Raw genomic sequence first — 23,721 nt, 5'->3', positions numbered from 1 at the left:
GAAGAAACTTAGTTATTAGGCGGAACCGATGCACGACGTCCTCACTGCTCCGTACCGCAGGAATGCCCTCCTTGTTCGTGGGCGTATCGCACTGATTTCCAGCGTTGCATTCCTGCCGCTCTGGAATGTTGCTGCGGCTGCGGAAGAGAATGCTACGAAAAAGCCCACCCAGGCTGCGTCACGGAAGGGAAGCACTGTTCCTACGGCGGCTCATTCCCAGATTGCATCCAAAGTGCATGCGGCTGAACCTTCACGGGTGGAAAATGTTGTCGTGACGTCTGAACGTCGTGCAGACAGCCCGCAGAACATTGGTACATCAATCAGTGTGGTTTCCGCAAAAATGCTGGAGAACCGAAACATTAACAATGTGTTCGATCTCCAGTATGCCACGCCATCACTTCAGATCCAGCCTTCCTATGGAAGTGGACAGTTCACGTATACCATCCGTGGTGTCGGCTTTAACAACTACTCCAGTAACAATTCCCCAACAGTCGGTATCTATATCGATGAGGTGGCAAACCCGGTTCCGTTCGGCATCAATGGAATGATGTTTGACATGCAGCGCGTGGAAGTTCTGCGTGGGCCTCAGGGCACGCTTTATGGACGCAACACCACGGGCGGCGCCATCAATTATATTACGAATAAGCCCACCGACAAGCTGGCTGGGGGCGTAAGTGCTCAGTATGGCCGTTTCGATAGCGCCAAGATCGACGGTTATATTTCCGGCCCAATCAATGACAAGCTGAAATTCCGTCTCTCCGGCGAAACACAGCAGGGCGGGGCGTGGCAGTACAACCCTGAAGCGCAAGCGCATCTTGGCAACGTCAATCGTGGTGCCGCCCGCTTGTTGGTGGACTATGCACCGTCAGAGAGCTGGAAAATCGAATGGAATCTGCATGGCAGCCGTGACCGGTCTGACGGAACAGGGGTTTACGCCTGGCGCCCGATTACCAGCCTGAGTTCGACCAATCCAATGCCGGCATCTACCAGTCGCTACAACACGCGCTGGGGTACGTCAGCGCAGTTTGCCAAGGAAACCGGACTGACACCGGACCAGAAGCCTTACAGCCATATTGATACGGGCGGGAGCAGCTTGCGGGTTGAGAAGCACCTTCGTGATTTCACGATCACGAACTTGGCCAGCTATGACTACATGCAGCGGAATGAATACGACAATTTTGATGACTCATCGCTGTCACTCGCCGATGTAAAATTTAACACGCGCGCCAATGTGGTGGCAAATGAACTGCGGTTCTCATCCAATACGTCTGGGCGTCTTCACTGGATCGGTGGCATTTACTACGGGCACCAGTGGTTGAATGATCGCTACCAGTCTGGCTTTGAAGCGCTCTATAATACAGATGGCGATGTCCGTTATTCACAGACGGTCAATACCATCAGCGGATTTGGTCAGGTTACGTATGACCTGACGCCAAAACTGCAACTGGTCGGTGGAATTCGTGTCGAACACGAAAAGCGGACACTCGACAATGTGTATGCTCATTATCTGGTCGGGGGCGTCGTCACGAACCCGAACAACTCTCTGGCTCAGCAGTCTCAGTCCTATACGCTGCCATCTGCAAAGTTCAGCGTTCAGTATCATCCGTTCAGTCATGACATGACGTATTTCACCTTCAGCAAAGGTGTGAAATCCGGTGGCTTCACGGTGTACAATTCATCTGACGTCACGCAGATGACCAACCCATTCAAACCTGAGCAGCTTTATTCTTTTGAAGTAGGCAACAAGCTGATCCTGCCACGGTATAATCTGCGGGTGAATGCCGACTTTTTCTACTATGACTATTTTGACCGTCAGGTTCAGTCCATCGCGTACAGCCCGACCACGGGCTCTGCCATTGGCCTGTTCGTCAATGCGCCACGTTCCCACATGTTTGGTGGGGAATATGAAGTCGAGTGGTCTCCGGTCCCTGGGCTGCATGTGGCGCAGTCTGGCGCTTATGTTGAAGGCGCATACGATGAGTTCAGTGCGGTCACGAGTTCCAGACGAGTTAATGGTGTCTGGGTTGGCGTGAAGCAGGACGTCTCAGGACGTGGCATTGAAGTCCCGCATTTCACAGCCAATGGTTCTGTGGATTATACGTGGCGCGTCGGCAAATACGACCTCATTTCTGGTGTTGATTACAGCCTGCGCACGACGAGTACGGCCCTGAACTCTGCCAATACGATTCCGGGATATACCCTCTGGGGTGGATATATCTCTTTTGCCCCGCATAAGGGGCACTGGAAGATCGAGGGCATTGGTCGCAACATCACGGACAAGCATTATGACGTGACGCGCGGCTATTTTGTGGGTGGCGACAACATTGCAGTTGCTGGCCGACCAGCAACCTGGGAAGTTCGCGTTCGCGCAGACTTCTGAAAAAGCGAGGGATGGCGTTCTTGCCATCCCTCTGATTTTTTTCAGAACGATGCCGCCACCGTGCCGAAGAACATGCGTGGCGGTGTAGGATAACCCACATACGTTGAGCCATCTCCCGCGGTGATGGTGGACCAGGAGCGCGTATTCGTCAGGTTGCTGACGTTGAACTGGAGCTTGAGGCTCTGCATGTGCGGGATATGTTTGAACGTATAACCAGAGCTGAAACCAAGCTGGAACCTTGGTGGCACCATGACGGTATTCGTGATTGTACCTGGACGAACGCCCATATAGGTTCCGAAGAGCTGAGCGTTGAAGCCTGCCTGATTGTAATTGATGGCGAACTTGTCAGACCAGACAGGAATAGCCGGGACTTTCTCGCCTTTTGTCGCGTAAAGCGTGGTGCCGTCTATGAAATCGCTTCCGTAAATGCTGCTGACATAGGATACGGCATCATAGATCGAGAAGTGCTGCCCGAACCGTAGTGTGAATGACAGATCCATACCATTTGTCGAAACGCTACCAAGGTTGGCTACAGTGCCACCAACGCCGGAAATTCCCTGATTAGGCGGCTTGATCGAGCCAAGACGATTGAAGAAATCGACATGGTAATATTCAAGCTGACCACTGATGCCCGTGAGTGGGCCGAGAAACAGCGGCCGATTGGTTCGAATGCCGGCTTCATATGTCCAGGACGTCTCTGGTTTTCCTGTTTTCTTGAAGTCTTCAAATGCTTCCTGGCTGGTTACGGCCCAAGGTGACGTGCTGCCATATCCGGTCTGGGCAAACGAATTCATGTTTTCCTGAATGTTGGCAAAGAGCTGCTCATGTGGCGTAAAATTCCACAAGGCACCAAAAGCAGGAAGAAAGGGCTTGTAAGACGGGATCGTTCCGCCAGCCACTGTGTGGGTGCTGGTATCAACAATCGTTTTTGCGCCTTTAACAGATGATGCCAGAGACTGCGGCAAAGCAGCGACGGGCAACGTGCCGTTGGTATAAACCATCTCGGACTTGAAGCCTGCTGTCAGAGTTAGATGCGGCGTTACACGCCAGCTATCCTGCAGGTGCGTGACAAATGTGTTCGTGTAAAACGCATTCATCCACTGAGTAAAAAGAGGATTGGTCGCGCGCTTATAAGGCGTCAGCGTGTCCGTTGCGGTGAGCGGATACCAAAGACGCCCTTGTGTATTGTTGTTGCGTTCGTACCATCCGCCAACCTCAATATTATGGTGGCCCAGATGATAGTGCAGGGTGCTGGTTAGGCCTCCGCGATAGTCTTTATACTCGGTCGTACGAACGGCAAAACCCGTTCCGCCGGTTGCATTCCAGACCTTCGGGTCAATTCCGGCATTGCTATACGTGAACTGACCATTCTTGATATATTTGGATCCAGTCGGGTCCAGGTAACTCCCAAGGATTGTCAAAATAGCGTTGGTGCGAATGGACGTTGCGACCACACCTGCGCCATCGTCATAGTGAAAGTAAAGCTGGTTATCCCACGTTAGGTTTGGAGAAAATTTGTGCGAGATTTTCAGATAGGTGAGGTAATCGGTTCGCTGCGCTGCTGAGTAATAGTATTTATTATTGGGCGTTCCCGGGGCTGCGGATTTGGAGGTCATGGCAGGGTAGTTGGCCATGGCAGCGTTCAAATCAGGGAAAAACGCACCGCGAGCATAGAGGTCTGTAGGCGCCGTTAGTCCTTGTGTGTTGGGCTCTGCCTTGTCCTGCCAATCAAAATACGCCGTGATGGTGGTGTTTTCACCTTTATGAACAAACTTGCCATTTACCTGATAGCCACCCTGATTGTTTCCTGCACCAAGATTCCAGGGTCTAGCATCTTGCCGTGAGAAAGAGACGTAGGCCGCGTTTCCGTTCCCAAAATTATCGGTGTCTAGGCGGGCATAGGTGCGAAACGTGGAATAGCTGCCGAAAGTCTGCCGGATTGTTGCGCCGGCTTTTGCTTTCGGGTCCCGCGTATTGAACTCAATCGTTCCGCCTAGGTTACTGGTGGACGCTGTTCCGAGTGCGCCGGCTCCAGAGGACAGGGACGTTTGGCCGATATTTTCGCTGATGGCGGCTCGTTGCGGAGAGAGGCCATTATAATTGCCATAAGCGCCTGCACCGAGCGGCACGCCATCAAGGGTGTAGCCAAGCTGACTGTTGGAGAAACCGTGAACGTAAATGCTTGAGTTCTGTTCGTTGTTGCCCCACGGATCAACATTGGTGAACGTCACGCCCGGTAGAAGATCCAGCGCCTGCATCGGGTTCTGACCCGGCATCATTTCCTGCATCTGGTCGCCGCTGATGCTCAACACAGACCGCGTCCGATGGCCAGTTGCAACAATCTGCTCAATGTCGCGCTCATCCCGGGTCCGCGATGCGCGTAGGTGCTTTGGGAGGCGTTTTGTAGCGGCACCACGTCGAATGACCATTCCGCCGCCTGGAGCAACCTCGGCAACCAGACCGCTCCCATTGAGCAACCGTGCGACGGCTGCGTCAGCTGACAGGGCACCATTAACGGACGGAGCCTCAAGGTGGTCCACCAGTTCAGGGGAGAAAATGACGCTCTGTCCGGTCTGTTGGCTCAGGGATTCCAGTGCCTGTGCCATTGGCTGACGGTTAATGTGAATATTCGCTGTGGCTGACGGTGTAGCCAGAGCAGAATGGGTCAAAATGGTCGTCCCTACAGTCAGAAGCAGAACTGCGCGAAGGGGGCACCGGACGTTGACGGCCATGTATTCTCTATCCTGTTGGTGATCGCAGAAGGCGGTCTCAACAGGAAGACAAACGAAAACTGAAAAACCTCAGCATTGTTCAACGGTTTTCATGAAACCGTCATAAAGCACGAAAGATGAAAACGTTTCCTTGTTCCTGGAGCGTCAAGGGAAGAAGGCGCGGAAGCATCCGCAAAAACATCTCGCCCTGCGACACAAAATAAACCCCGCTTAACCGCATATTTGAAACAGTTGGCGACGCCAGGATGATCTGACGTTGGCTATACCGTCGGATTTCTGAAACAGCCTCCTGCAGAGGCGTATTGCGGAAAATCAGACGTCCGGTCTGCCAGGAAAGAAGCGCTTCGATATTGGGATAATCGATGCTTACCGCACCATTCTGGGCAATGCGAAAGCGCTGCCCCGTCCGGATCCAGATATCACGCGCGGCAGTTGTTCCGCTTCGGAGCAATATCCTGCCCCGAAGCGCCGTGATGTCTGTGCAGTTCTGTTCCATGCGGACATTAGCTGAGGTCTGTCGTGAGAGCCGAACTGTGACGTTTCGAACTGAGAGGTAGAAATCTGATGGGCTTTCAGGTGAAAGCAGCACTTGTCCATGCTCCAGTCTCGCGCGTTGCCCATCTTCAGACAGCGTCATCCGGCTTCCTGAATCCAGGAGGCATGTGCCGTAATCAGGCAATGCAATGCGAAGAGTATGCCCAGTCGATGCCTGCAGAACACGGGATGCCCGCGCAGTCTTGTTCATCGGCACAAGTGCGATGAGCGCAGCTGAGGCAAGGGCCAGTGCACTTCTACGCCCTAACGAAAAACCATGCGTATCTGAGCGTTTTGCGGGTGTTGCAGGAATGCTTTGTGTTGGAACGCCGCCGCCAAGCTCCCAGTAATCCGTCAGGAGTTCAAAAGTATTGGCGTTACAGGTGTCCTCACGCATCCACTGTAAAAAGCGGGCACGATCCGTGTCGTTACAATCGTCAGCGTGCAGGCGCGCAATCCAGAGAGCGGCCTGTTCCCGAACTGCGAACTGCTTTTCGGAAGGCATTAATGGTCCATCCAGGAAGCAAGGAAGACAAGGGCTTTTGCAATATGCTTTTCCACGCTGCTTTCGCTCATTCCCAGCGTTAAAGCAATCTCCCGATACTTCATTTTTTCAACACGATTGAGAAGAAAGGCCTGCCTTGTCTTTTCGGGAAGCTGTCTGCAACCCTCGTGGAAGCGATCCATTCTTTGGCCTGACGCATAAACGTCTTCCTGGGATGGCCCAGGATCTTCTATTTCTAATGTAATATCCCGATCATCGCTGAAAGATTGCAGGCGCGATGAGGCTTTTTTCAAATCATTGAGATGCAGGTTGAGCGCACTTCTGGTGATGTATGCCTCCGGATGCGTCACGTCGTCTTTGGCGCGTTCATAATAATTCGCCAGCGCCGTCTGCAGATGATCTTCAGCATCATCGCGATGTGTCATGCTTTTGATGCGGCGGCAAAGGTGCAGCCATTCCTGCTGACAGGGAAACCAGTTTTCCGCCAAAGCTTCTATCATCCTGTTTTAAAGATGGACTGCCTGAAGCGCTCCATTACGGATTTTGGCGGGGTGGGTCTGTGACAGTTTCATGAAAAGAGGCTGAAGGGCATGGGCAAACGCTCTCATTCGCTGTCTTGGAAAGAGTGCGACCGCTCGATTTCAGCGAAAGATTTTCCATCATGCTTTTAAACCGCCGACGGGTACTGACAGGTCTGGGAGCCGGGCTCCTGTTTTCCTATCGCCTGAAGCAGTTGTCTGCTGCCGCCCCGAATAATCTGGACAAGACTCCTGAGTTTGATGCATCGCCCTTTCAGTTGGGTGTCGCGTCTGGAGATCCGGCACCAGACGGTTTCGTAATATGGACACGCCTTGCGCCACACCCGCTGGAAGAGGCGGGAGGAATGAAGCGCCTGAAGCCCGTTCTGGTGGACTGGGAAATCAGCGAGGATGAGCGTTTCTCAACGCGCCTGCGGTCGGGGCAGACCATTGCTCACCCAGAACTCGCTCATTCCGTTCATGTTGAAGTTTATGGGCTCCAACCCGATCGGCCTTACTGGTATCGTTTCCATATTGCCGGACATGAGAGCCCGATAGGTCGTGCCCGTACTTTGCCGTTGCCCGGTGCAAGCGTGCAGCGTGTAAGGTTCGCCGCGGCAGGGTGTCAGCACTACGAATTTGGATATTACAGTGGCTGGCGAGCTATCGCGAATGAGAACGTCGATTTTGTTTTCCATTACGGTGACTATATTTACGAAGGCCCCGATATTGGGGCAGGCGTACACACGGTTTATGGAAAGCCATTTACGGCAATCCGTCGGCACATCGGGCCGGAAATCTATTCCCTCGACGAATATCGCCGCCGTTACGCGCAGTACAAAATTGACCCGGATCTACAGGCTGCTCATGCCGCTGCGCCATGGCTGGTAAGCTTTGATGATCATGAAGTTGATAATAACTGGGCAGGGGATACCGATCAGGACGGAACTCCGGCGGATATTTTCCGTCTGCGTCGGGCATCCGCCATGCAGGCCTATTACGAACATATGCCTCTTCGTATCAGCTCTCTTCCAGATGGCAGTCACATGCAGATGTACCGAAGCTTCTGCTTTGGTGATCTGATGAATACGTTCGTGCTGGATACCCGTCAGTACCGGAGCGATCAGGCTTATGGTGATAAAGACGTTCCGCAGGGACCGGATGTCTGGTCACCCGAACGCACAATGATGGGACAACAGCAGGAGGCCTGGCTTTTCAACGGGCTGGGACAATCTGACACGCGGTGGAACCTGCTGGCGCACCAGGTGATGGTTATGGATCTTGCTCACCGCAAGTCAGCCCATTCGGAACTGCTTTACAGCATGGATCAGTGGTCCGGTTATATGCATAGCCGTAACAGACTGCTTCAGTTCATCGGAGAGCACTGCCCCGGAAACGTGGTCAACGTGACGGGCGACGCACATCGGCATTATGCGGGCAATCTTGTGATTGATCCCGCCAAGCAGAAGCCAGTGTCGGTGGAATTTCTGGCGACGTCCATTTCGTCAGGCGGTGATGGCGTTGGAGATAATGACGCCCATAGCCAGTCGGTTCGGCGTGAAAACCCACATCTTAAGGCGACGACAGACAAGCGTGGCTATGTGTTGTGCGATGTTGGCCGGGATGTCTGGCGAGCAGATCTTAAAACTTTGGATCAGGTGAGCAATCACGATGGACAGCTCTCAACCTACGCCAGTTTTGCAGTTGAGCATGGCAACTCAGGCCTTCAAAAGGCCTGAGCGGATATGTCGGCCATCAGGGCGTTTCGTCCTGATGGTTTGAGGTCATGCGAAAGCAGGTCAGCAAGCCTGCGAGAGAGGTAAAGAACAGAACCAGTCCCATCGGTAAGGCACTGGTTTTGCTCAGTCCGACGAGAGGAGCAGCAACGCCGCCAACCAGGAGGTTGAGAGAGCCGAGGATGGCACTCGCACTTCCTGCACGGTGGCCCTGCTTGGCAATGGCGAGAACAAATGTAGCCGTCAGAATCATGCCGATGCACGTCATGTAAAGGAAGATGGCTGCTACCAACAGGAAGAGCGGTCCTTTCAGTGTCGCGATAAGCGTGATCAGTGCGGCCGCGGTTGTGATGCAGATCACGGATGCTCGAAGCAGTGTATTGGTGCGCGCCATGCTGCCTGCACGGCCAATCAGCCAGCTCCCCCCGACGAGTGCCAGACCATTGATTCCAAACAGAAGACTGAATGTCTGGGGCGAGACGCCGTAGATGTCCTGATAGACGAAGGGCGTGCCGGCCACATAGGCAAAGCTGCCGCCATGGATCAGTCCCACAGTCAACGCATGCCCAATGAATTCCCGGTCCGTCAGCAGACTATGGAATGTCTCTAGCGTCGAGCGTGCTGAATTGGGGAGGCGGCGGTGTAATTCAAGCGTTTCATTCAGACGGCCGCCAACCAGACCTAGCGCCACGACGCCAAAGCCTGTCAGGAACCAGAACATGGTGCGCCATGTTGCTGATGGCAGGGCCAGAATGGCTCCACCCATCATTGGTGCCACCATAGGGGCGACAGCATTGATGATCATGAGTCGGGAAAAGAAGCGGGCAAGTTCCGGTCCATTAAACACGTCTCGCACCACCGCCCGGGACAGAACCAGTCCGGCTGATGCTGTGAGGCCCTGAAGAAAGCGGGCAACGATGAACGCTGTGATGCTGGATGAAATGGCGCAGAACAGGGATGAAAGCGCAAAAAGCGCCATCGCTGCCAGCAACGGCCCTTTCCGGCCGCGTGAGTCGCTGAACGGTCCTACCATGAGTTGTCCCAGAGCCAGCCCGATCAGGGTGCTGGTCAGGCTGAACTGAACTGCGGTCTCTCCAGCGTGAAAATCATGCCCGATACTGGGGAAACCCGGCAGGTACATGTCGATGTTAAGCGGACCGAGACAGGTCAGCAGCCCGAGGATGAGGATAAGATCCCGTTGGGCGGGACGTGATGTCTCGGTAGTGGGATCAGTCATGGACTGGAACCTTGATAATAGTGACGCCAGAGGCAGTCATGCGGGTGAGTTCGTCTGTTGGGGCATCATCGGTAACGATCAGGGTCTGGACAGTTTCAAGAGGGGCAACGGGGAAGCGCCCCCCGGACCCGATCTTGCTTGCTTCGGCCATGATCACCACGCTTTCGCTCCGGCTCAGAACCTCACGTTTGAAGGCGGCTTCTTCATGATCCCAGACACTTGGTCCTTCGGCGGAAATGGCCCAGACGCCCAAAGAGCAGAGATCAAAACGGTAATGCTGAAGGGACTGGACGGCGACTGACCCTGTCACGCCACCCGTTGTTCCTTCCAGACGCCCGCCAATCATAATGGTTTCAATCTGGTCTGCGTCGCTCAAAGCAACAGCAACGGCGGGACTGGATGTAACCACAGTCAAAGGCGTATCGCGGGGAAGCGATCCAGCCAGCGCAATATTGGTTGAGCCCGTGTCGATGAAGACAACCTGCCGCGGCTTGAAAAGCGTTGCGGCCTGACGTGCGAGGGCGTTCTTCAGTGGAACCTTTTCGCCCATTCTCGCCCGGATATGAGACGCATTGGGCTGTAGCCGCAGTGCACCGCCATAAACGCGATGACATTCTCCTGCTTCAGAGAGCTCACGCAAATCGCGCCGGATCATATCGACCGGGACGGTCCATTCCGTGGCCAGATCAGCCGCGACAACACGGCCGTGGCTTCGCAGACGGGCCCGAATGTGGCTGAGACGTTCGTCCTTGAGAATGGGACTTTCTCCGAAACGGGTTAAAACACGCGCAAACCGTCATAAACGCGCATAACCTGTCAAGGAGTTTTGCATCTCCCTCTGTTTTGAAAGGGAAGGTGTGGCAGATCAGAAACTCAGGACAGCATCCAGATTGAACCACAGCATGTTGTTCGTCCCGTTATTCACCGTTCTGGAAGAGACTGTGCCGGATTGATTGAAAGGGTGCGTTCCATTCAGGGATTTGTCCAGACGGATTTCAGGTCGGACAGTCAGGCTGGCTGGACCCAGATGTCGGTTGATGAAGGTGGGCCGGTACGCCACCCCAACTGTCAGGTCTCCGTATGTGGTCGGCAGGGCGTTATAATACTCGAACGGGCGGTTTCTCAGTGAGTTTGTGTAGGACATGTCGCTGGAATACTGGTTGATGATGCCGCCAGTGTTGTCTCGGAAGATCTCACCTCGGACGTTGAGTGTGAGGGATGGCTGGATGTCCCACGACAGATATGAAGAAACGCCATACGCATCGTCGCGCGACGCATCGTCGTGCAGATAGAGGGCTTCTGCCATGACGGACAAGGCATCTGTAACATGATAAGTGGCGAGAAGGTCCGCGTTATACTGCATGAGATCGTTGGCGGATCGCCCGATGCCTGCACTATTCCACCCGGCGGGTGAGACGATCGTGCGGCCATTATTTGCCTGCGGACCGAAATGGCCAATGGCATGGACATTCAGCTTGCCGCCCATCAGGTTATTCCAGGCAAAGCCAAAGTAGCCTTTGGGGCGGCTATTGTTTCCAGCGCCTCCGAAGGTTGTGGAATTGCCTGCATCGATGCCAAGGATCCAGTCCATGTGATGGCTCAAATGCATCGTGGCCACGACGCCGACCGTCTCGAAGGGAACGATATAGTCGGCAGCATAATTGAAAGAATAGAACGGACGGGCGAGGGCTGGTGTGCCCTCAGCGCCCATCAGGCCGTACATTTGACCGGCCTGGAAGTCGATGCCGTGATGGAAAATCCATGGCGTATGGATGTCGATATGGGCCTGTGTCGGTGCCCACTGGTACAAGCCGCTAATCGTACCGTCGCCCATTCCGATCGTCGGGTCGAAACGTGAGTCAGATCCGTACATCATCTCTACGACAAACCCGATCCCGTAACCGCTTCCGATGGAGGTGACGGGATGCGACAGAGAGCCCATGATCTGGTTAAGGGTCACGGTATTCGCGCGATCAAGATAAAACTGCCCGAAATTCCGTCCGGATCTCGTCCACGGGTTCCCGCTGATACCAGCTTCGACCGTGAGATGTCCGACCAAGCCATCCCAATAGGTAAGGGGACGTCCGGCTTTGGGGGAGAAAAGATTTCCGGCTTTCAACGCCGGAAGATCAGGATCTCCGGCATCGTTCGTATGGGATGCTGTTGGCGGTGGTGTCGGGTGATTGGGGTTGGGCGTGCCGTTTGGCGTGATAGTCGTGTTTGAAGAGGCTGCCGCCTGCGCATAGGCGAAAGACGGCAGGGCGGTTCCGGCCAGCAGACAAAAGACTGCCATGACGTGTTTTTTTGACACGCGAAATTCCGTTCCTGAAGGTTTCGGAAGGGTCGTGAGGAAAAACGGATCAGATTTCTGATGCTACCTGCTTCTGCCCGTTCTGGTATTTCCGCATGAAGAAGAGGCTCAGTATCGTCATGAAGGCCACGTAAATCAGGCAGACTTCTGGGTTGTAATACGTGACGGCGACCAGAAGGATCACAGCGCCTGCCAAGGCAACGCCCGGAAGAACGGGGTAGAGCGGGGCACGATAACTGCGCGCAAGATCTGGTTCCGTCTGGCGTAGGCGAAACAGGCTTACCATGCTGAGAATGTACATCGTCAGGGACCCGAAGACGGCCATGGTGACAAGCGTTGCCGTCAAAGACTGACCGTGGATCGAAATGACGTCATCAGAGAAAATGGCAGCAATGCCGATAACGCCACCGGCAATGGTCGCGGTGTAGGGAGTGTGGAAGCGTGGATGCACCTTGCCGAGAACAGCGGGCAGAAAGCCAGCCCGCGCCATTGCGAAAATCTGGCGCGCATATCCCATGATGATCCCGTGCAAAGACGCGACAAGTCCAAACAGACCCAGCCAGACCAGCATATGCAGCCATCCGCTATGTGCGCCGACAACATGCTTCATCGCCTGAGGCAGGGGATCATTCAGGTTGGCCAACGCATGCCAATCCCCCGCACCACCAGCAAATACCATGACGCCAAAAGCCAGTGCGACCAGCGTTAGAACCCCTGTAACATAGGCGATGGGGATGGATCGGCGAGGGTTGCTGGCTTCTTCCGCCGCCATGGCGACGCCTTCGATCGCCAGGAAGAACCAGATGGCAAAAGGAATGGCCGCGAAGATGCCACCCATGGCCTCCAGTCCGAAATGAGGTGCAACGCCCCATCCATCGTGCAGGAAGTTGTCCCATGAAAAAGCGGGAGCAACGACGCCCATGAATACCAGCAGCTCAATGATTGCGGCGATTGTGATGAACAGTTCGAACGTGGCGGCAATATGGACCCCCACGATATTGAGCGCCATGAAGACGATATAGGCGCCCAGTGCTGCCACCTTTGGGTTCAGATGAGGAAACTGAACGTTCAGATAGGCTCCGATGGCAAGCGCGATGGCTGGTGGTGCGAAAATGAATTCAACCAGTGTGGCCAGACCTGCAATTAAGCCACCCCAGCGGCCAAGCGCACGCTGGCTGTAAGCAAACGGGCCGCCTGCCTGCGGGATCGCACATGTCAGTTCCGTGAAGCTGAAAATGAAACTGGTATAAACGAGCGCGACAAAGACTGTGGCAATCAGAAAGCCTAACGTCCCCGCTGTTGCCCAGCCGTAGCTCCATCCGAAATATTCACCCGAAATGACGAGACCAACCGCAATTCCCCAGAGATGAAACGCACTAAGGGACTTGTTGAGATGCGTCGGAGCAGTGCTCATTGGTCATTGTCCTTTTCCAGGGTTGGAGTGGTGTTTTCGATCAGAGGGGCATCTGGAGCCGCATCTTTGAGGCCGACGCCAGTGAGTTTCAGATGGCGGGCTTCACGCATGAGCCAAGCCAGCTTTGTCGCGGCGGCCGGGATGGTCATGCCATGAGCATGAATGTTGGAGAGGCAGTTACGTGCTGAGTCCGGGCAGCCCACAAAAGGCGCATATGTCAGGTACACGCCCAGACTATCCGCGACGCTGAGACCTGGTCGCTCGCCAATCATCATCACAACCATTTTCGCTCCGAGACTGGCGGCAATGTCGTCCCCCAGAGCGACGCGCGCCTGTGTTGCAATAACCAGCGGGGCGATTTTCCAGTCCGGAAGGCGGCTCTTCATGGCCCGAAAGAGCGGGATGGCGTTTTGCTGGGTGGCAAAAGACGACAGACCATCGCCCGCGACGAACACCACGTCCCAGTCACCTTTTGTGAGAGTGCCGAGCGTTTCTGGGGCCAGCCGGCGGCCAAGATCGGGGCGACGCAAATAAGTGGACCGGTCTGATGCGCGGCTATGGACGATCAGATAGGGCTCAGGCCCTAAAGTCGCTGTCAGGGCTGAAACGTCCAAAGGTGTGTGGACCGCGTCGCGGGCCTGGGCATGAGAGGCCTGAAAATCGAGCACATCCTCGGTTTTCAACGCGTTTCCTGCGCGACCCAGGCCGATCCGGGCACGGGTCAGACGCCGCAAATCCTGCCAGAGGTCCGCTGTGTGCGGTGGAACGGAGGGCGCGTTGCGATCATCCGTCATGGTCAGCGCGCCATTTCACCAAGAAGGGTCTGGCCGGGTGGAATATCCAGCATGCGCTCCGTTTGCGGATCATAGAGGCCCATTTTTTCCAGCCAGCCTGCAAATTCTGGAGCGGGCTTGAGGCCCAGAAGCTTCCGAAGGCTCAGAAGGTCATGGAACGACAGGCTCTGGTAATTGAGCATGATGTCATCAGCTCCTGGCACCCCGATCAGAAATGTGATCCCGGCAGCTCCCAGCAACACCATCAGGTTGTCCATATCATCCTGATCCGCTTCGGCATGATTGGTGTAGCAGGCGTCACACCCCATCGGGACGCCCAGCAACTTCGCGCAGAAATGATCCTCCAGCGCGGCACGGATGATCTGCTTTCCATCATACAGATACTCCGGCCCAATGAATCCGACGACCGTATTGACGAGAAGGGGGTCATAGGCGCGAGCCACAGCATAGGCGCGTGCTTCTACCGTCTGCTGATCAACGCCGTGATGGGCATCGGCGGACAGTGCAGCGCCCTGACCCGTTTCGAAATACATGACATTGTTGCCAATCGTACCGCGGTTCAGCGCTCGGGCGGCCTCATGGGCTTCCTTCAGAATTGAGAGGCTGACTCCGAAACCTTCATTGGCTTTTTGGGTGCCTGCGATGGACTGAAACACCAGATCAACCGCGCCACCACGGTTCATGATCTCGAGCGTGTTGGTGACGTGCGTCAGAACGCATGTCTGTGTGGGAATGTCATAGCGCTGGCGGGCATGGTCCAGCATCTCCAGCAGGGCAAGACCATTGGAGACGCTGTCTGTTGCCGGGTTGATACCAATGACGGCATCGCCCATGCCGCGCAAAAGACCATCAAGCGTAGAAGCGGCAATACCCCTCAGATCATCTGTAGGATGGTTGGGTTGCAGACGTGTGGACAGACAACCTTCGAGGCCGACGGTATTGCGAAATTTTGTGAGAACGCGGATCTTGCGCGACACTGTCATAAGATCCTGATTTCTCATGATCTTACTGACGGCAGCGGCCATTTCCGGTGTGATGCCTAGAGCTGTGGCTGCCAGTGTTTCTGTCGTGGCGTCTTCGGATAGCAGCCAGTCCCGGAAGCCAGCAACAGTCAACGATGAGAGCCGGGAGAAGGCGTTCCGGTCGTGTGTATCCAGAATCAGGCGCGTCACGTCATCCCTTTCGTAAGGAATGAGTTCTGATTTTAGAAATGTGTCGAGGGGGAGGTCTGCGAGAGCGTAACGGGCGGCAACGCGTTGAGCGTCGGAAGAGGCAGACAGGCCCGCGAGTTCATCACCAGAGCGGGCAGGAGACGCTTTGGCCAGCAGCATCTTCAGATCATCAAAGGTGTACTGTTCCCCTCGCAGGGTGCATCTGTAAGCCATGGCCAGAGTCCTCTGCCTTTGCTCATCCCGAAAGTCGCATTTGGGAGAATCAAGGTTTTGTCCGTTATCGCAATTATATCTCTTTCGGACCGAGTTTGACTTGACCCGAAACAACAACGTTTTGACATTTGACGACAATGCGGCCAACACTCGTGTCAAGTGAGCAGCAACAGGAAGACACCATGTCATCCTTTCCCAAGTCTTCCGGATCAGACGTCTATGTCTTGGCGGCCGCCGCTGCCGGTGTGGAAAAATTCCTTACGGAGCAAGGCGGAGACATGGACCGGATCGCTGGGCGGTCGGGTCTTTCAACGCATCAATTCGCCATGCCAACAGATGCATTGAACCTGGGTGCGTACTGCCGTCTGTTTTCCGAAGCCGAAACAGATACGCACGACGGAAACATCGGTCTGCATTTCGGGCAACAGTTCAGACCGAGGCAACTCGGGCTGATTGGTTACATCGCGCTTTGTTCAGAAACAGTGGGGCAGGCGGCGCAGAATCTGGCGACTTATTTCGGGTACCATCAGGCGCAGACCATCACACGGTTTGTTGAAACGGATGATCATGTCCGGCTCGAATACATGATCGCGGATACGGCCATTCAGGACAAACGCCATGATGCCGAGCTGACGATGGGCATGTTTGCCAATATCTTAAGGGCTGGTCTTGGTGCGGACTGGTGCCCGCAGGACGTTCTTTTTGCTCACGAGCAACCGGAGCAGGCTTCCGAGCATCGAGAAGCGTTTCAGGCCGATGTCCGCTTTTCTGCCGGGATGAATGCTTTGGTGTTCCGGAAAGAGGGGCTGAAAAAGCCCATGCCAGACGCTGATGCCGCTTTGCTACAGGTGATGAAATCTTCACTTGTGACGTTGGCGCGAGGGGCAGGGCACACGGTGCCTGATTCAGGGCAAAGCCTCAAAGAACAGGTTATGGTTCAGGTCCGAAAGTCGATGCGGCAGGGCGGCTCTGAATTCTCTGATGTGGCGGAAAAACTATCCCTATCGCCCTGGACCCTTCAACGCAGACTTGCCCAACTTGGCCTTTCTTATTCCGGTCTCCTGGATGAGACACGTCAGATCGATGCGTTGCGATATCTGGCAGAGCCGAACAAAGATGTTAGTGAGATTGCGTCTCTCCTTGGATATACTGAAACCAGTGCTTTCAGCCGTGCGTTCAGACGATGGTTCGGGGTCTCTCCGCGGGTCTGGAGACAGCAGAACAGCGTCTCAGCGAGCTCTAACTGACTGTCGCACGTTCATCTGTCGGTGTGGTATGGAAGAGGAATGAGTGTTGAAGTCATGCCCGGCCTGTCCCTGCGGGAAGAGGACCTAAGAGTTACCTATATCCTGGCGTCTGGCCCAGGTGGACAGAACGTCAATAAGGTTGCGACAGCTGCGCAACTGCGTTTCGATGTCTCCGGTTCTGCTGCTCTGTCAGAGCGGATACGAACCCGTCTTTTAGAAATTGCGGGCAGTCGGGCGACCCGGGATGGGGAAATCGTTCTGACCGGGCGGCGCTTCCGGACGCAGTTACGCAATCGGGAAGACGTTATCGAGCGTTTGGCAGAAATGATCCGTGAAGCCGCGCATCGACAGGCCTACCGGGTGCCGACACGCCCCGGAAAAGGAGCGCGGCAGCGCAGACTGGATGGAAAAGCCCATAGGGCCGGGATCAAACGCAATCGTCGCATCCGGCTTGATGATTGAGAGGGAGAATAGATACATGACGTTCCAGCTTTCTGCCCTGGAATGGGGCGCAGGACCCAAGGTTCTTGAAGTCTTTCTGGAACCGACCTGCCCATTTTCCGTCAAGACCCTGCGTAAAATACCAGATCTCCTTCAACTTGCGGGGCAAGACCGTCTGACGGTTCGTGTGCGGCTCCAGTCCCAGCCGTGGCATATGTTCTCCGGCGTCATTGTACGGGCCATTCTGGCAGCATCCTTGCTGGAGGAGGGGGCAGAAGCGGCTCTAGCCGTCATGACAGCTATTGCAGATCATCGGGAAGAGTTCGAATTTACCGATCACTGCCGTGGACCGAATATGGACGCTACACCGGCAGACATTCTACAGCGTATTGAGGTTTATAGCGGCGTCCCGCTTGCTGAGGCCTTTGTTCGTCCCGAGGTGACGGCAGCAGTCAAATGGCATGCTCGTTACGGTCGCCAGAACGGTATCCATGTCTCACCAACCTTCATGGTGGATGGCCTGATTGATCCAGCCTTCAGTAGTGGCGACAGTGTGGACGAGTGGGGAGCCAAGCTGTTTCCCGTAAAGGACTGACGAGACAGAGAGATTGGACGTTATGCGGCTTCTTCAATACAGTCGCCATAACGTTTAGCAGTCAGGACTTTTCAATGACTTCCAACCTCTGGACCAGAGCGGCTTTCGCACTCTCGTTTGCCGCGCTCGTTGGCACTGAAGCACATGCTGCCGCAGAAAATCCGTTCTTCAGCGCCAGCACGCTCCCCTATCAGGCTCCCCGCTTTGACCTGATCAAGGACAGTGATTACGCGCCCGCTTTTGAGCGCGGTATGGCAGATCATCTGCGCGAGATCACAGCGATTGCCAACAACAAAGCCGCTCCGACATTCGAAAACACGATTGTCGCCATGGAGAAGTCAGGTCGTCTGCTGGATCGTGTGCAGGAGACGTTCTTTGGTGTTTATCAAGCCAATAGTGATGCCGAACTGGACAAGGTTGAAAGCCGTGAAGCGCCACGTCTGTCTCAGCATGAAGATGAAGTCTATCTGAATGAGCGCCTGTTTGCGCGCGTAAAGGCAATCTACGATGCTCGTGCAAGCCTAAATCTGAATGCGGAGCAGGCGCAGCTTCTGGATGTTTATTACCAGCAGTTCGTTCATGCGGGCGCCCAGCTTTCCAAAGCTGGCAAGGTCAAGCTGCGGGCCATCAACACCAAGCTTGCCAACCTTGAATCTGCCTATCAGCAGAAGCTGATTGCTGCTGCAAAAAATGGCGCTCTGGTCGTTGATAGCAAGGAGGCGCTTGCAGGACTGGATGACGGGACGATCGCCTCCGCACAGAAAGACGCTGAAAGTCGGAAGCTTTCCGGTAAGTGGGTTCTGCCGCTCCAGAATACAACGCAGCAGCCAGCGCTGGAAAACCTGAGCAAGCGCGAAACGCGTCAGGCTTTGTTCGATCAGAGCTGGAACCGTGCGGAGAAGGGCGACAAGAACGATACGCGGTCCACAATCTCAGAACTCGCCCAGCTTCGTGCGCAGAAGGCGGCCCTGTTCAGCTACCCGAGCTTTGCGGCCTACACGCTGTATGATCAGATGGCGAAGACGCCGGAAGCTGCCGAAAATTTCATGAAGCAGCTTGTTCCTGCGGTTGCAGCTGAACAGAAGCGAGAAGCTGGTGTGTTGCAGGACGCCATCCATCGGGATGGTGAGAACTTCACACTGAAGCCCTGGGACTGGAGCCGTTATGCGGAGCAGGTGCGTCATGAGAAGTATGCCCTCAACCAGGATGAAGTGAAGCCATATTTCGAACTGAAGACCGTTCTGACAGACGGTGTTTTCTTTGCTGCCAACCAGCTTTACGGAGTGACCTTCAAACAGCGCACTGACATCCCGGTTTATAACCCTGATGTCATGGTATTTGAGGTTTTTGATAAGGACGGTTCACAGCTTGGCCTGATGTATTTCGATTACTTCAAGCGTGATACCAAATCCGGCGGCGCATGGATGTCCAACTTCGTTGGTCAGTCCACGCTGTTGGGCACGAAGCCGGTCATCTACAACGTAGCCAATTTTACAAAGGCCGCACCAGGTCAGCCACAACTCATCACGTCTGATGATGTGACGACAATGTTCCATGAGTTTGGGCATGCCTTGCATGGATTGTTTGCCAGCCAGACATATCCTTCGATTTCAGGGACCAGTGTCGCACGGGATTTCGTTGAGTTCCCGTCTCAGTTCAACGAGAACTGGGCCCTCGATCCGAAGGTGCTCTCCCATTACGCTCGGCACTACAAGACTGGCGCTCCGATGCCGCAGGAACTGGTCGCCAAGATCAAGAAGGCTGCCCGTTTCAATCAGGGCTACGCCTTGGGTGAGATCGTCGCTGCAGCAGAACTGGACATGAAATGGCATGCCCTCCCGGCCTCAGCACCACGTCAGGATGTGGACAAGTTTGAAGCTGACGCCCTGAACAGCATGGGACTGGACGTGGCCAACGTGCCACCGCGTTACCGTTCGAGCTACTTCCTGCATATCTGGTCCAATGGGTATTCTGCCGGATACTATGCGTATCTGTGGACCGAAATGCTGGATCAGGATGCCTTTGCCTGGTTCACGCAGCATGGTGGCTTGACGCGTGAGAATGGTCAGCGTTTCCGCGACATGATCCTGTCCAAAGGGCATACGATGGATTACGGCCCGATGTTCAGTGCATTTTACGGGAAAGACCCGGACATTGAGCCGATGCTGGCGCATCGTGGCCTGACGGCTGATAGCCAAAAGTGAGATGTTACGGACGGGTGGGAGACCAGCCGTCCGTAAGTGTCTTTAGAAACTGGATGATTTGACTGCGCTCCTGAGGCGTCAGGGCTGGTGGGTCATCTGGTTTTCGATCCATCGGTGCGTCCGTGCGATCAAGGTTGGAGCGATACTGAGGCGGGATATCATCCGGAACCTGAAGATGACCGTGTGCGTCACGGCTGTAGAAGCGTTCTGGGTGGATGTCGCGTAGGACGTAGAAGTCCAGAACCTGATGAAGGTCATGAAACACGCCATTGTGGAAGAATACCTTGCGTGCTGCCACATTGCGGAGGGTGGGTGTCGCGAACATACCGCAATAGGCCGATGACGTCTCAATGCCTCCCGGCATGACTTCACACAATCCCAGGTCGAAATGCCCCGTGTCGTACGGCCCCATTAAAGCCTGATTGCGCGGGGCGCCCAGTGCTTCGTATTGGCGATCCGTGAGAAGTGGTGGGAGATTACCGGGAAGCGGACGATCCAGGTGACAGGCTGCGCAGTTGCCTTTTGTCGGATCGTTGAAGAGCCGATATCCAGCACTCTCTTCCGGTGTGAAACGGGCTTTCCCTTCAAGCCATGCATCGAACTTGCTGTCATAGGCATGAAAAGACGGATCTTCGATCTGGTAGCGCGCAAGAGCAAACAAGGCTTCAGACAGCAGCAGGTCAGGGGATGTGTCAGTCGCAGGACCGCCTAGAGCCTTCAGCCGTTGGATATACTTGGTACTTTCAAGCCGATGGAACGCAATCTCCGGGGTAGAGGCCATTTCAGCCGGATCATAAAGGGGGCCGGAAGCCTGCTGCTGGAGCGTATCGGCCCGACCGTCCCAGAACATTCCTCCTTGAGGCACCATACTGATCGTTGGGGACGCGGCTGCATTCTTCGGTGAGCGATTAGCATCGGGTGCTGCCGAAGCCAGAACGGGTGCCGTCTCACTTTCTGGATTATCCGGACCAATGCTGAAATTTGGCACGTGCTCCAGATATGTCAGGGAAGGAATGGCTCTGCGGCCATGGCTTGCCAGTGTTGGGCCTCCCAGAAACACGGAAGCAGCACCGGAAGGCCCGTAATGATGTTTTGGGCTGTGACAGGATGCACAGGACAGACGTCCTGAGCCCGAGAAGAGGGGGTCGTGAAAGATTTCACGCCCGATCTTCGCCATCTCGGAAAGAGGTGCATGCGCGGGCCGATGTAATTCGACCGGACATGGATTGCTGCCGTCCTGGGTTGGCAAACATTGATCCGAAGCGACGGCTTGACTGGCCAGCATGGTGGACATCAGGCCGCCAGTCAGCGCCGCTTTGAAAGAACGGAATAAAACGGTCAAAGCGATGTAGCGGGAGCCTGTTGAACAAGTTCACCTGTCTCCGGATTCAGGAAAACGGGTGTGAGGTGTGGTGTCTGCTTGAAGTCGAACAGATCAGACAGATCGGTAGCCTCTGCGTCAAACGATCCTTGCCCAAGACGCTTACCGTGAAGCCAGTTATCTTCAATGAAGCGGGTGATGGAACTCTGGGTAATCTGAGTATGACTGACGTAATTATGCTTGGCCCATGGAGACAGCACGATTAGAGGAATTCTGGTTCCCGGACCACAACGGCCGTTGACCGGCTGACCAGATACACCGGTTGAAGCTGGTGCCGTACCGCAGCGTCCGGGTCCATTGAGCTGATCTGCCGGATTATCATAGGAGCCGTGGATTGGCGTGACATAAGCATGATCGTACCAGCCATCGGAATCATCGTAAGCGATTATAATGGCCGTATCGTGCCAATGCGGGCTTTGCTGAATGAGATTGATAGCGTTCACCACGCCCTGCTGTTCGTCCAGTGGGTCCGAATAGCCGGCATGGCCATCCTGAAAGGCTGGCATTTTCAAAAATGATACGGCAGGCAGATCTCCTGCCGCGACGACTTTATAAAAATCTTTCAGGTCATATTGATGGTTAGCCGGGTCTCGGTGGATACCATCCTGCTGAAACGTACGCCCGATGGCGCTGAGCGATGATGGTCTCGCATGCGTCGGATTGGACGTTGTGGCGTAATACTGGAACCAGTTGTGATGAGGAATGTAATCAACCACATTCTGGGCCACGACAGAAGAATAGGTTTGGCGGTTGCAGCCTGTCGTGCCGTCAGCGTTATGAGCGGTCAGATCAAACCCACCCATAAACCCGCCCCATGTCAGGTTCTTTTCGTTCAGCAGGTCGCCGATGTTCCGGCTGGTCATCATGACCTGTTCAGTCGGAACAGAGCAGACATCTCCAGCCGGATCGATATCATTAACCATGGTCCAGCCACCTTGCCCGTCCGGAATGAAGGGTGACTGGACAGTTAGGGTGGACCGTCCCTGCGAGCTTTTAACGATCTTCATGCCATTGGTTTGCCCGGAGACCACTTCCAGAGCACCAGGAGTGGAGGGGCCATAAGTGTCCGTATAGGTGGCGTCACTCATGGCGAAATTCTGAGCGTAGTTCCACAAAGCCGTAACGGTGTTACCGTCAAAATAGCCCATCACTTGGCCGCGCGTTGAGAAAGCTCCGACGCCCCCCGGCGCACCACGACCAGTGTGACGAGGGAACAGGTCTGCCAGCCCATGATGATAAGCCTGTTGCTCAGCCGTGTAGGCGTGGTTCTGATCGGCAGTGCTGGCCTGTGTTCTGTCTAGACGGAAGGGCAAAGACGCATCTCGGCCGTTTTCAGCGCGAGTGTTAGGATTTTTTAGCAGAAGAGCGGCCGCGATGAGCGTATTGGCGTTCGGCGTGGCTGCCGCCGCATGAAAAGCAGGCTCTCCGGCAGGGTTCGCTGCCGATGGATACGTTCCGAAGTAATGATCGAAGGAGACGTTCTCCTGATAGATCACGACCAGATGATGAATTGGAGTTATTGCCTCCGGAGGCTGCGTTTCAGCGGCATGGGCCGGGGCGTGCAGGAATGGGAGGAGCGTGGTGAGGAGGAGAGCTGAACGTAAAGTCATGCAGGCAGAAATCTAGCTTCTCTGGTGAGACTGGGAAGTGCGGCGTTTGTTATCTTGTTCTGTACTGGCAAACAGGAGGTGGAGGCTAGAACTTTTGTCCTGTACGATCTGGTTGTTCCAGGCGGTCATGAGTGTTTCCCGCCAGAGTTCGTGAGGCTGCTTTAAGGTGGGCTGGTTCATTGGAAAGCCTTCTTGATGAAGCAGGCGACAGAGCCAATGGCACCATAGCGGACGAATGAGCGGGGAAATATTATGGTTTGATTAAATAGAAACCAAATATACTTTTATTTTGGTATGACATCTAAAATTCTGCACTTTGCCATTGCGTCAACAGGGTCGATCATTGCGTTTGGGGTGTGCTTTTTTCTGGCCCATTTGTTTGATCTTGCCAATAGCTTCCATGTACTGAAAATGCTGGTGTGACAGTCATTGGCATGAATTCTCTCAAGCTGAAGAGCGCAGTGGTCTGGCCCGGCCTGATGAATCTTCTAGGTTTGTTGCTTGCAGTATTGCAGTTGCTTACACCTTGATAGAATTGTTGCTGCACAATGTTCGATCGTCCCAAAACTCTGTCGCTCCAATAATAGTCGCCCTGTTTGCTCGGCATCCGGACAAGGGTCTAAAATTGTTTTTCATGCTGAGTCAGTAAAAGATTGATTCTTCGATCATTGTCCGGAACCTTTACAAATTCTTCGTC

Annotated in this window: 17 protein-coding genes; 6 read left to right on the top strand and 11 right to left on the bottom strand. The window is 54.6% G+C overall.

All coding sequences use genetic code 11. The features are described 5' to 3' along the window. Nucleotides 1-28: 28 nt before the first annotated feature. Nucleotides 29-2,380, top strand: coding sequence for a TonB-dependent receptor (locus tag JN414_RS10995; RefSeq protein WP_202207910.1), 2,352 nt, complete (start codon nt 29-31; stop codon nt 2,378-2,380). Nucleotides 2,381-2,421: 41 nt separating this feature from the next. Here the strand turns inward: JN414_RS10995 and JN414_RS10990 are convergent, their stop codons facing one another. The 3 genes from JN414_RS10990 to JN414_RS10980 all read right to left on the bottom strand — a co-directional run bounded on the left by JN414_RS10990 (nt 2,422) and on the right by JN414_RS10980 (nt 6,576). Next, the gene (locus JN414_RS10990) at nt 2,422-5,112 is read right to left on the bottom strand and encodes a TonB-dependent receptor (protein WP_202207909.1); all 2,691 of its coding nucleotides are present in this window, start codon (nt 5,110-5,112) and stop codon (nt 2,422-2,424) included. Between the two features lie 100 nt (nt 5,113-5,212). Beyond that, nucleotides 5,213-6,151, bottom strand: coding sequence for a DUF4880 domain-containing protein (locus tag JN414_RS10985; protein ID WP_202207908.1), 939 nt, complete (start codon nt 6,149-6,151; stop codon nt 5,213-5,215). After that, on the bottom strand, nt 6,151-6,576 hold the full coding sequence (locus tag JN414_RS10980) for an RNA polymerase sigma factor (protein WP_237390003.1): 426 nt from the start codon (nt 6,574-6,576) through the stop codon (nt 6,151-6,153). Before JN414_RS10980 ends, JN414_RS10985 begins: the two co-directional genes overlap by 1 nt. A gap of 236 nt (nt 6,577-6,812) precedes the next feature. Here JN414_RS10980 and JN414_RS10975 point away from each other — a divergent pair, with 236 nt between their 5' ends. Then, entirely contained in the window at nt 6,813-8,408 is a 1,596-nt protein-coding gene (locus JN414_RS10975; RefSeq protein WP_202207907.1) for an alkaline phosphatase, read from the top strand. 16 nt (nt 8,409-8,424) lie between these two features. Here the strand turns inward: JN414_RS10975 and JN414_RS10970 are convergent, their stop codons facing one another. The 6 genes from JN414_RS10970 to JN414_RS10945 all read right to left on the bottom strand — a co-directional run bounded on the left by JN414_RS10970 (nt 8,425) and on the right by JN414_RS10945 (nt 15,546). Next, nucleotides 8,425-9,642, bottom strand: coding sequence for a Bcr/CflA family efflux MFS transporter (locus JN414_RS10970; RefSeq protein WP_202207906.1), 1,218 nt, complete (start codon nt 9,640-9,642; stop codon nt 8,425-8,427). Continuing rightward, nucleotides 9,635-10,372 (bottom strand): DeoR/GlpR family DNA-binding transcription regulator, encoded by a 738-nt coding sequence (locus JN414_RS10965; protein ID WP_255494195.1) that lies wholly within the window; start codon nt 10,370-10,372, stop codon nt 9,635-9,637. Before JN414_RS10965 ends, JN414_RS10970 begins: the two co-directional genes overlap by 8 nt. Nucleotides 10,373-10,507: 135 nt before the next feature. Next, nucleotides 10,508-11,935 (bottom strand): outer membrane beta-barrel protein, encoded by a 1,428-nt coding sequence (locus JN414_RS10960; protein WP_252348694.1) that lies wholly within the window; start codon nt 11,933-11,935, stop codon nt 10,508-10,510. Nucleotides 11,936-12,002: 67 nt separating this feature from the next. Beyond that, nucleotides 12,003-13,367, bottom strand: coding sequence for an ethanolamine permease (gene eat / locus JN414_RS10955; protein WP_202207904.1), 1,365 nt, complete (start codon nt 13,365-13,367; stop codon nt 12,003-12,005). Then, nucleotides 13,364-14,161: an ethanolamine ammonia-lyase subunit EutC gene (eutC, locus tag JN414_RS10950; protein WP_202207903.1), complete on the bottom strand. Its 798-nt coding sequence runs from the start codon at nt 14,159-14,161 to the stop codon at nt 13,364-13,366. Before eutC ends, eat begins: the two co-directional genes overlap by 4 nt. A 2-nt stretch (nt 14,162-14,163) precedes the next feature. After that, nucleotides 14,164-15,546 carry an ethanolamine ammonia-lyase subunit EutB gene (locus JN414_RS10945; protein ID WP_202207902.1) on the bottom strand — a complete coding sequence of 461 codons (1,383 nt, stop codon included), beginning with the start codon at nt 15,544-15,546 and terminating at the stop codon, nt 14,164-14,166. Between the two features lie 182 nt (nt 15,547-15,728). On the opposite strand from JN414_RS10945, the gene JN414_RS10940 reads away from it, so the two are divergent. From JN414_RS10940 to JN414_RS10925, 4 genes are all read left to right on the top strand, one after another. Continuing rightward, the gene (locus JN414_RS10940; RefSeq protein WP_202207901.1) at nt 15,729-16,793 is read left to right on the top strand and encodes an AraC family transcriptional regulator; all 1,065 of its coding nucleotides are present in this window, start codon (nt 15,729-15,731) and stop codon (nt 16,791-16,793) included. A 39-nt stretch (nt 16,794-16,832) separates the two neighbouring features. Next, a complete protein-coding gene (gene arfB, locus JN414_RS10935) occupies nt 16,833-17,255 on the top strand; it encodes an alternative ribosome rescue aminoacyl-tRNA hydrolase ArfB (RefSeq protein ID WP_202207900.1) in 423 nt (140 codons plus the stop codon). 16 nt (nt 17,256-17,271) lie between these two features. After that, nucleotides 17,272-17,829, top strand: coding sequence for a thioredoxin (locus JN414_RS10930; RefSeq protein WP_202207899.1), 558 nt, complete (start codon nt 17,272-17,274; stop codon nt 17,827-17,829). A gap of 74 nt (nt 17,830-17,903) precedes the next feature. Beyond that, the gene (locus JN414_RS10925) at nt 17,904-20,033 is read left to right on the top strand and encodes a M3 family metallopeptidase (protein WP_202207898.1); all 2,130 of its coding nucleotides are present in this window, start codon (nt 17,904-17,906) and stop codon (nt 20,031-20,033) included. A gap of 4 nt (nt 20,034-20,037) precedes the next feature. On the opposite strand, the gene JN414_RS10920 is transcribed toward JN414_RS10925, so the two are convergent. Together JN414_RS10920 and JN414_RS10915 are read right to left on the bottom strand one after the other, a co-directional pair. After that, entirely contained in the window at nt 20,038-21,210 is a 1,173-nt protein-coding gene (locus tag JN414_RS10920) for a cytochrome c peroxidase (protein WP_202208015.1), read from the bottom strand. A gap of 161 nt (nt 21,211-21,371) precedes the next feature. Next, a complete protein-coding gene (locus JN414_RS10915) occupies nt 21,372-23,024 on the bottom strand; it encodes a phospholipase C (protein WP_202207897.1) in 1,653 nt (550 codons plus the stop codon). Nucleotides 23,025-23,721 lie beyond the last annotated feature (697 nt).

Source organism: Gluconobacter sp. Gdi (assembly GCF_014132155.1).
GTDB lineage: Bacteria > Pseudomonadota > Alphaproteobacteria > Acetobacterales > Acetobacteraceae > Gluconobacter.
The sequence above is the reverse complement of the archived record's forward strand: the minus strand, read 5'-3'. Positions and strand labels throughout refer to the sequence as shown.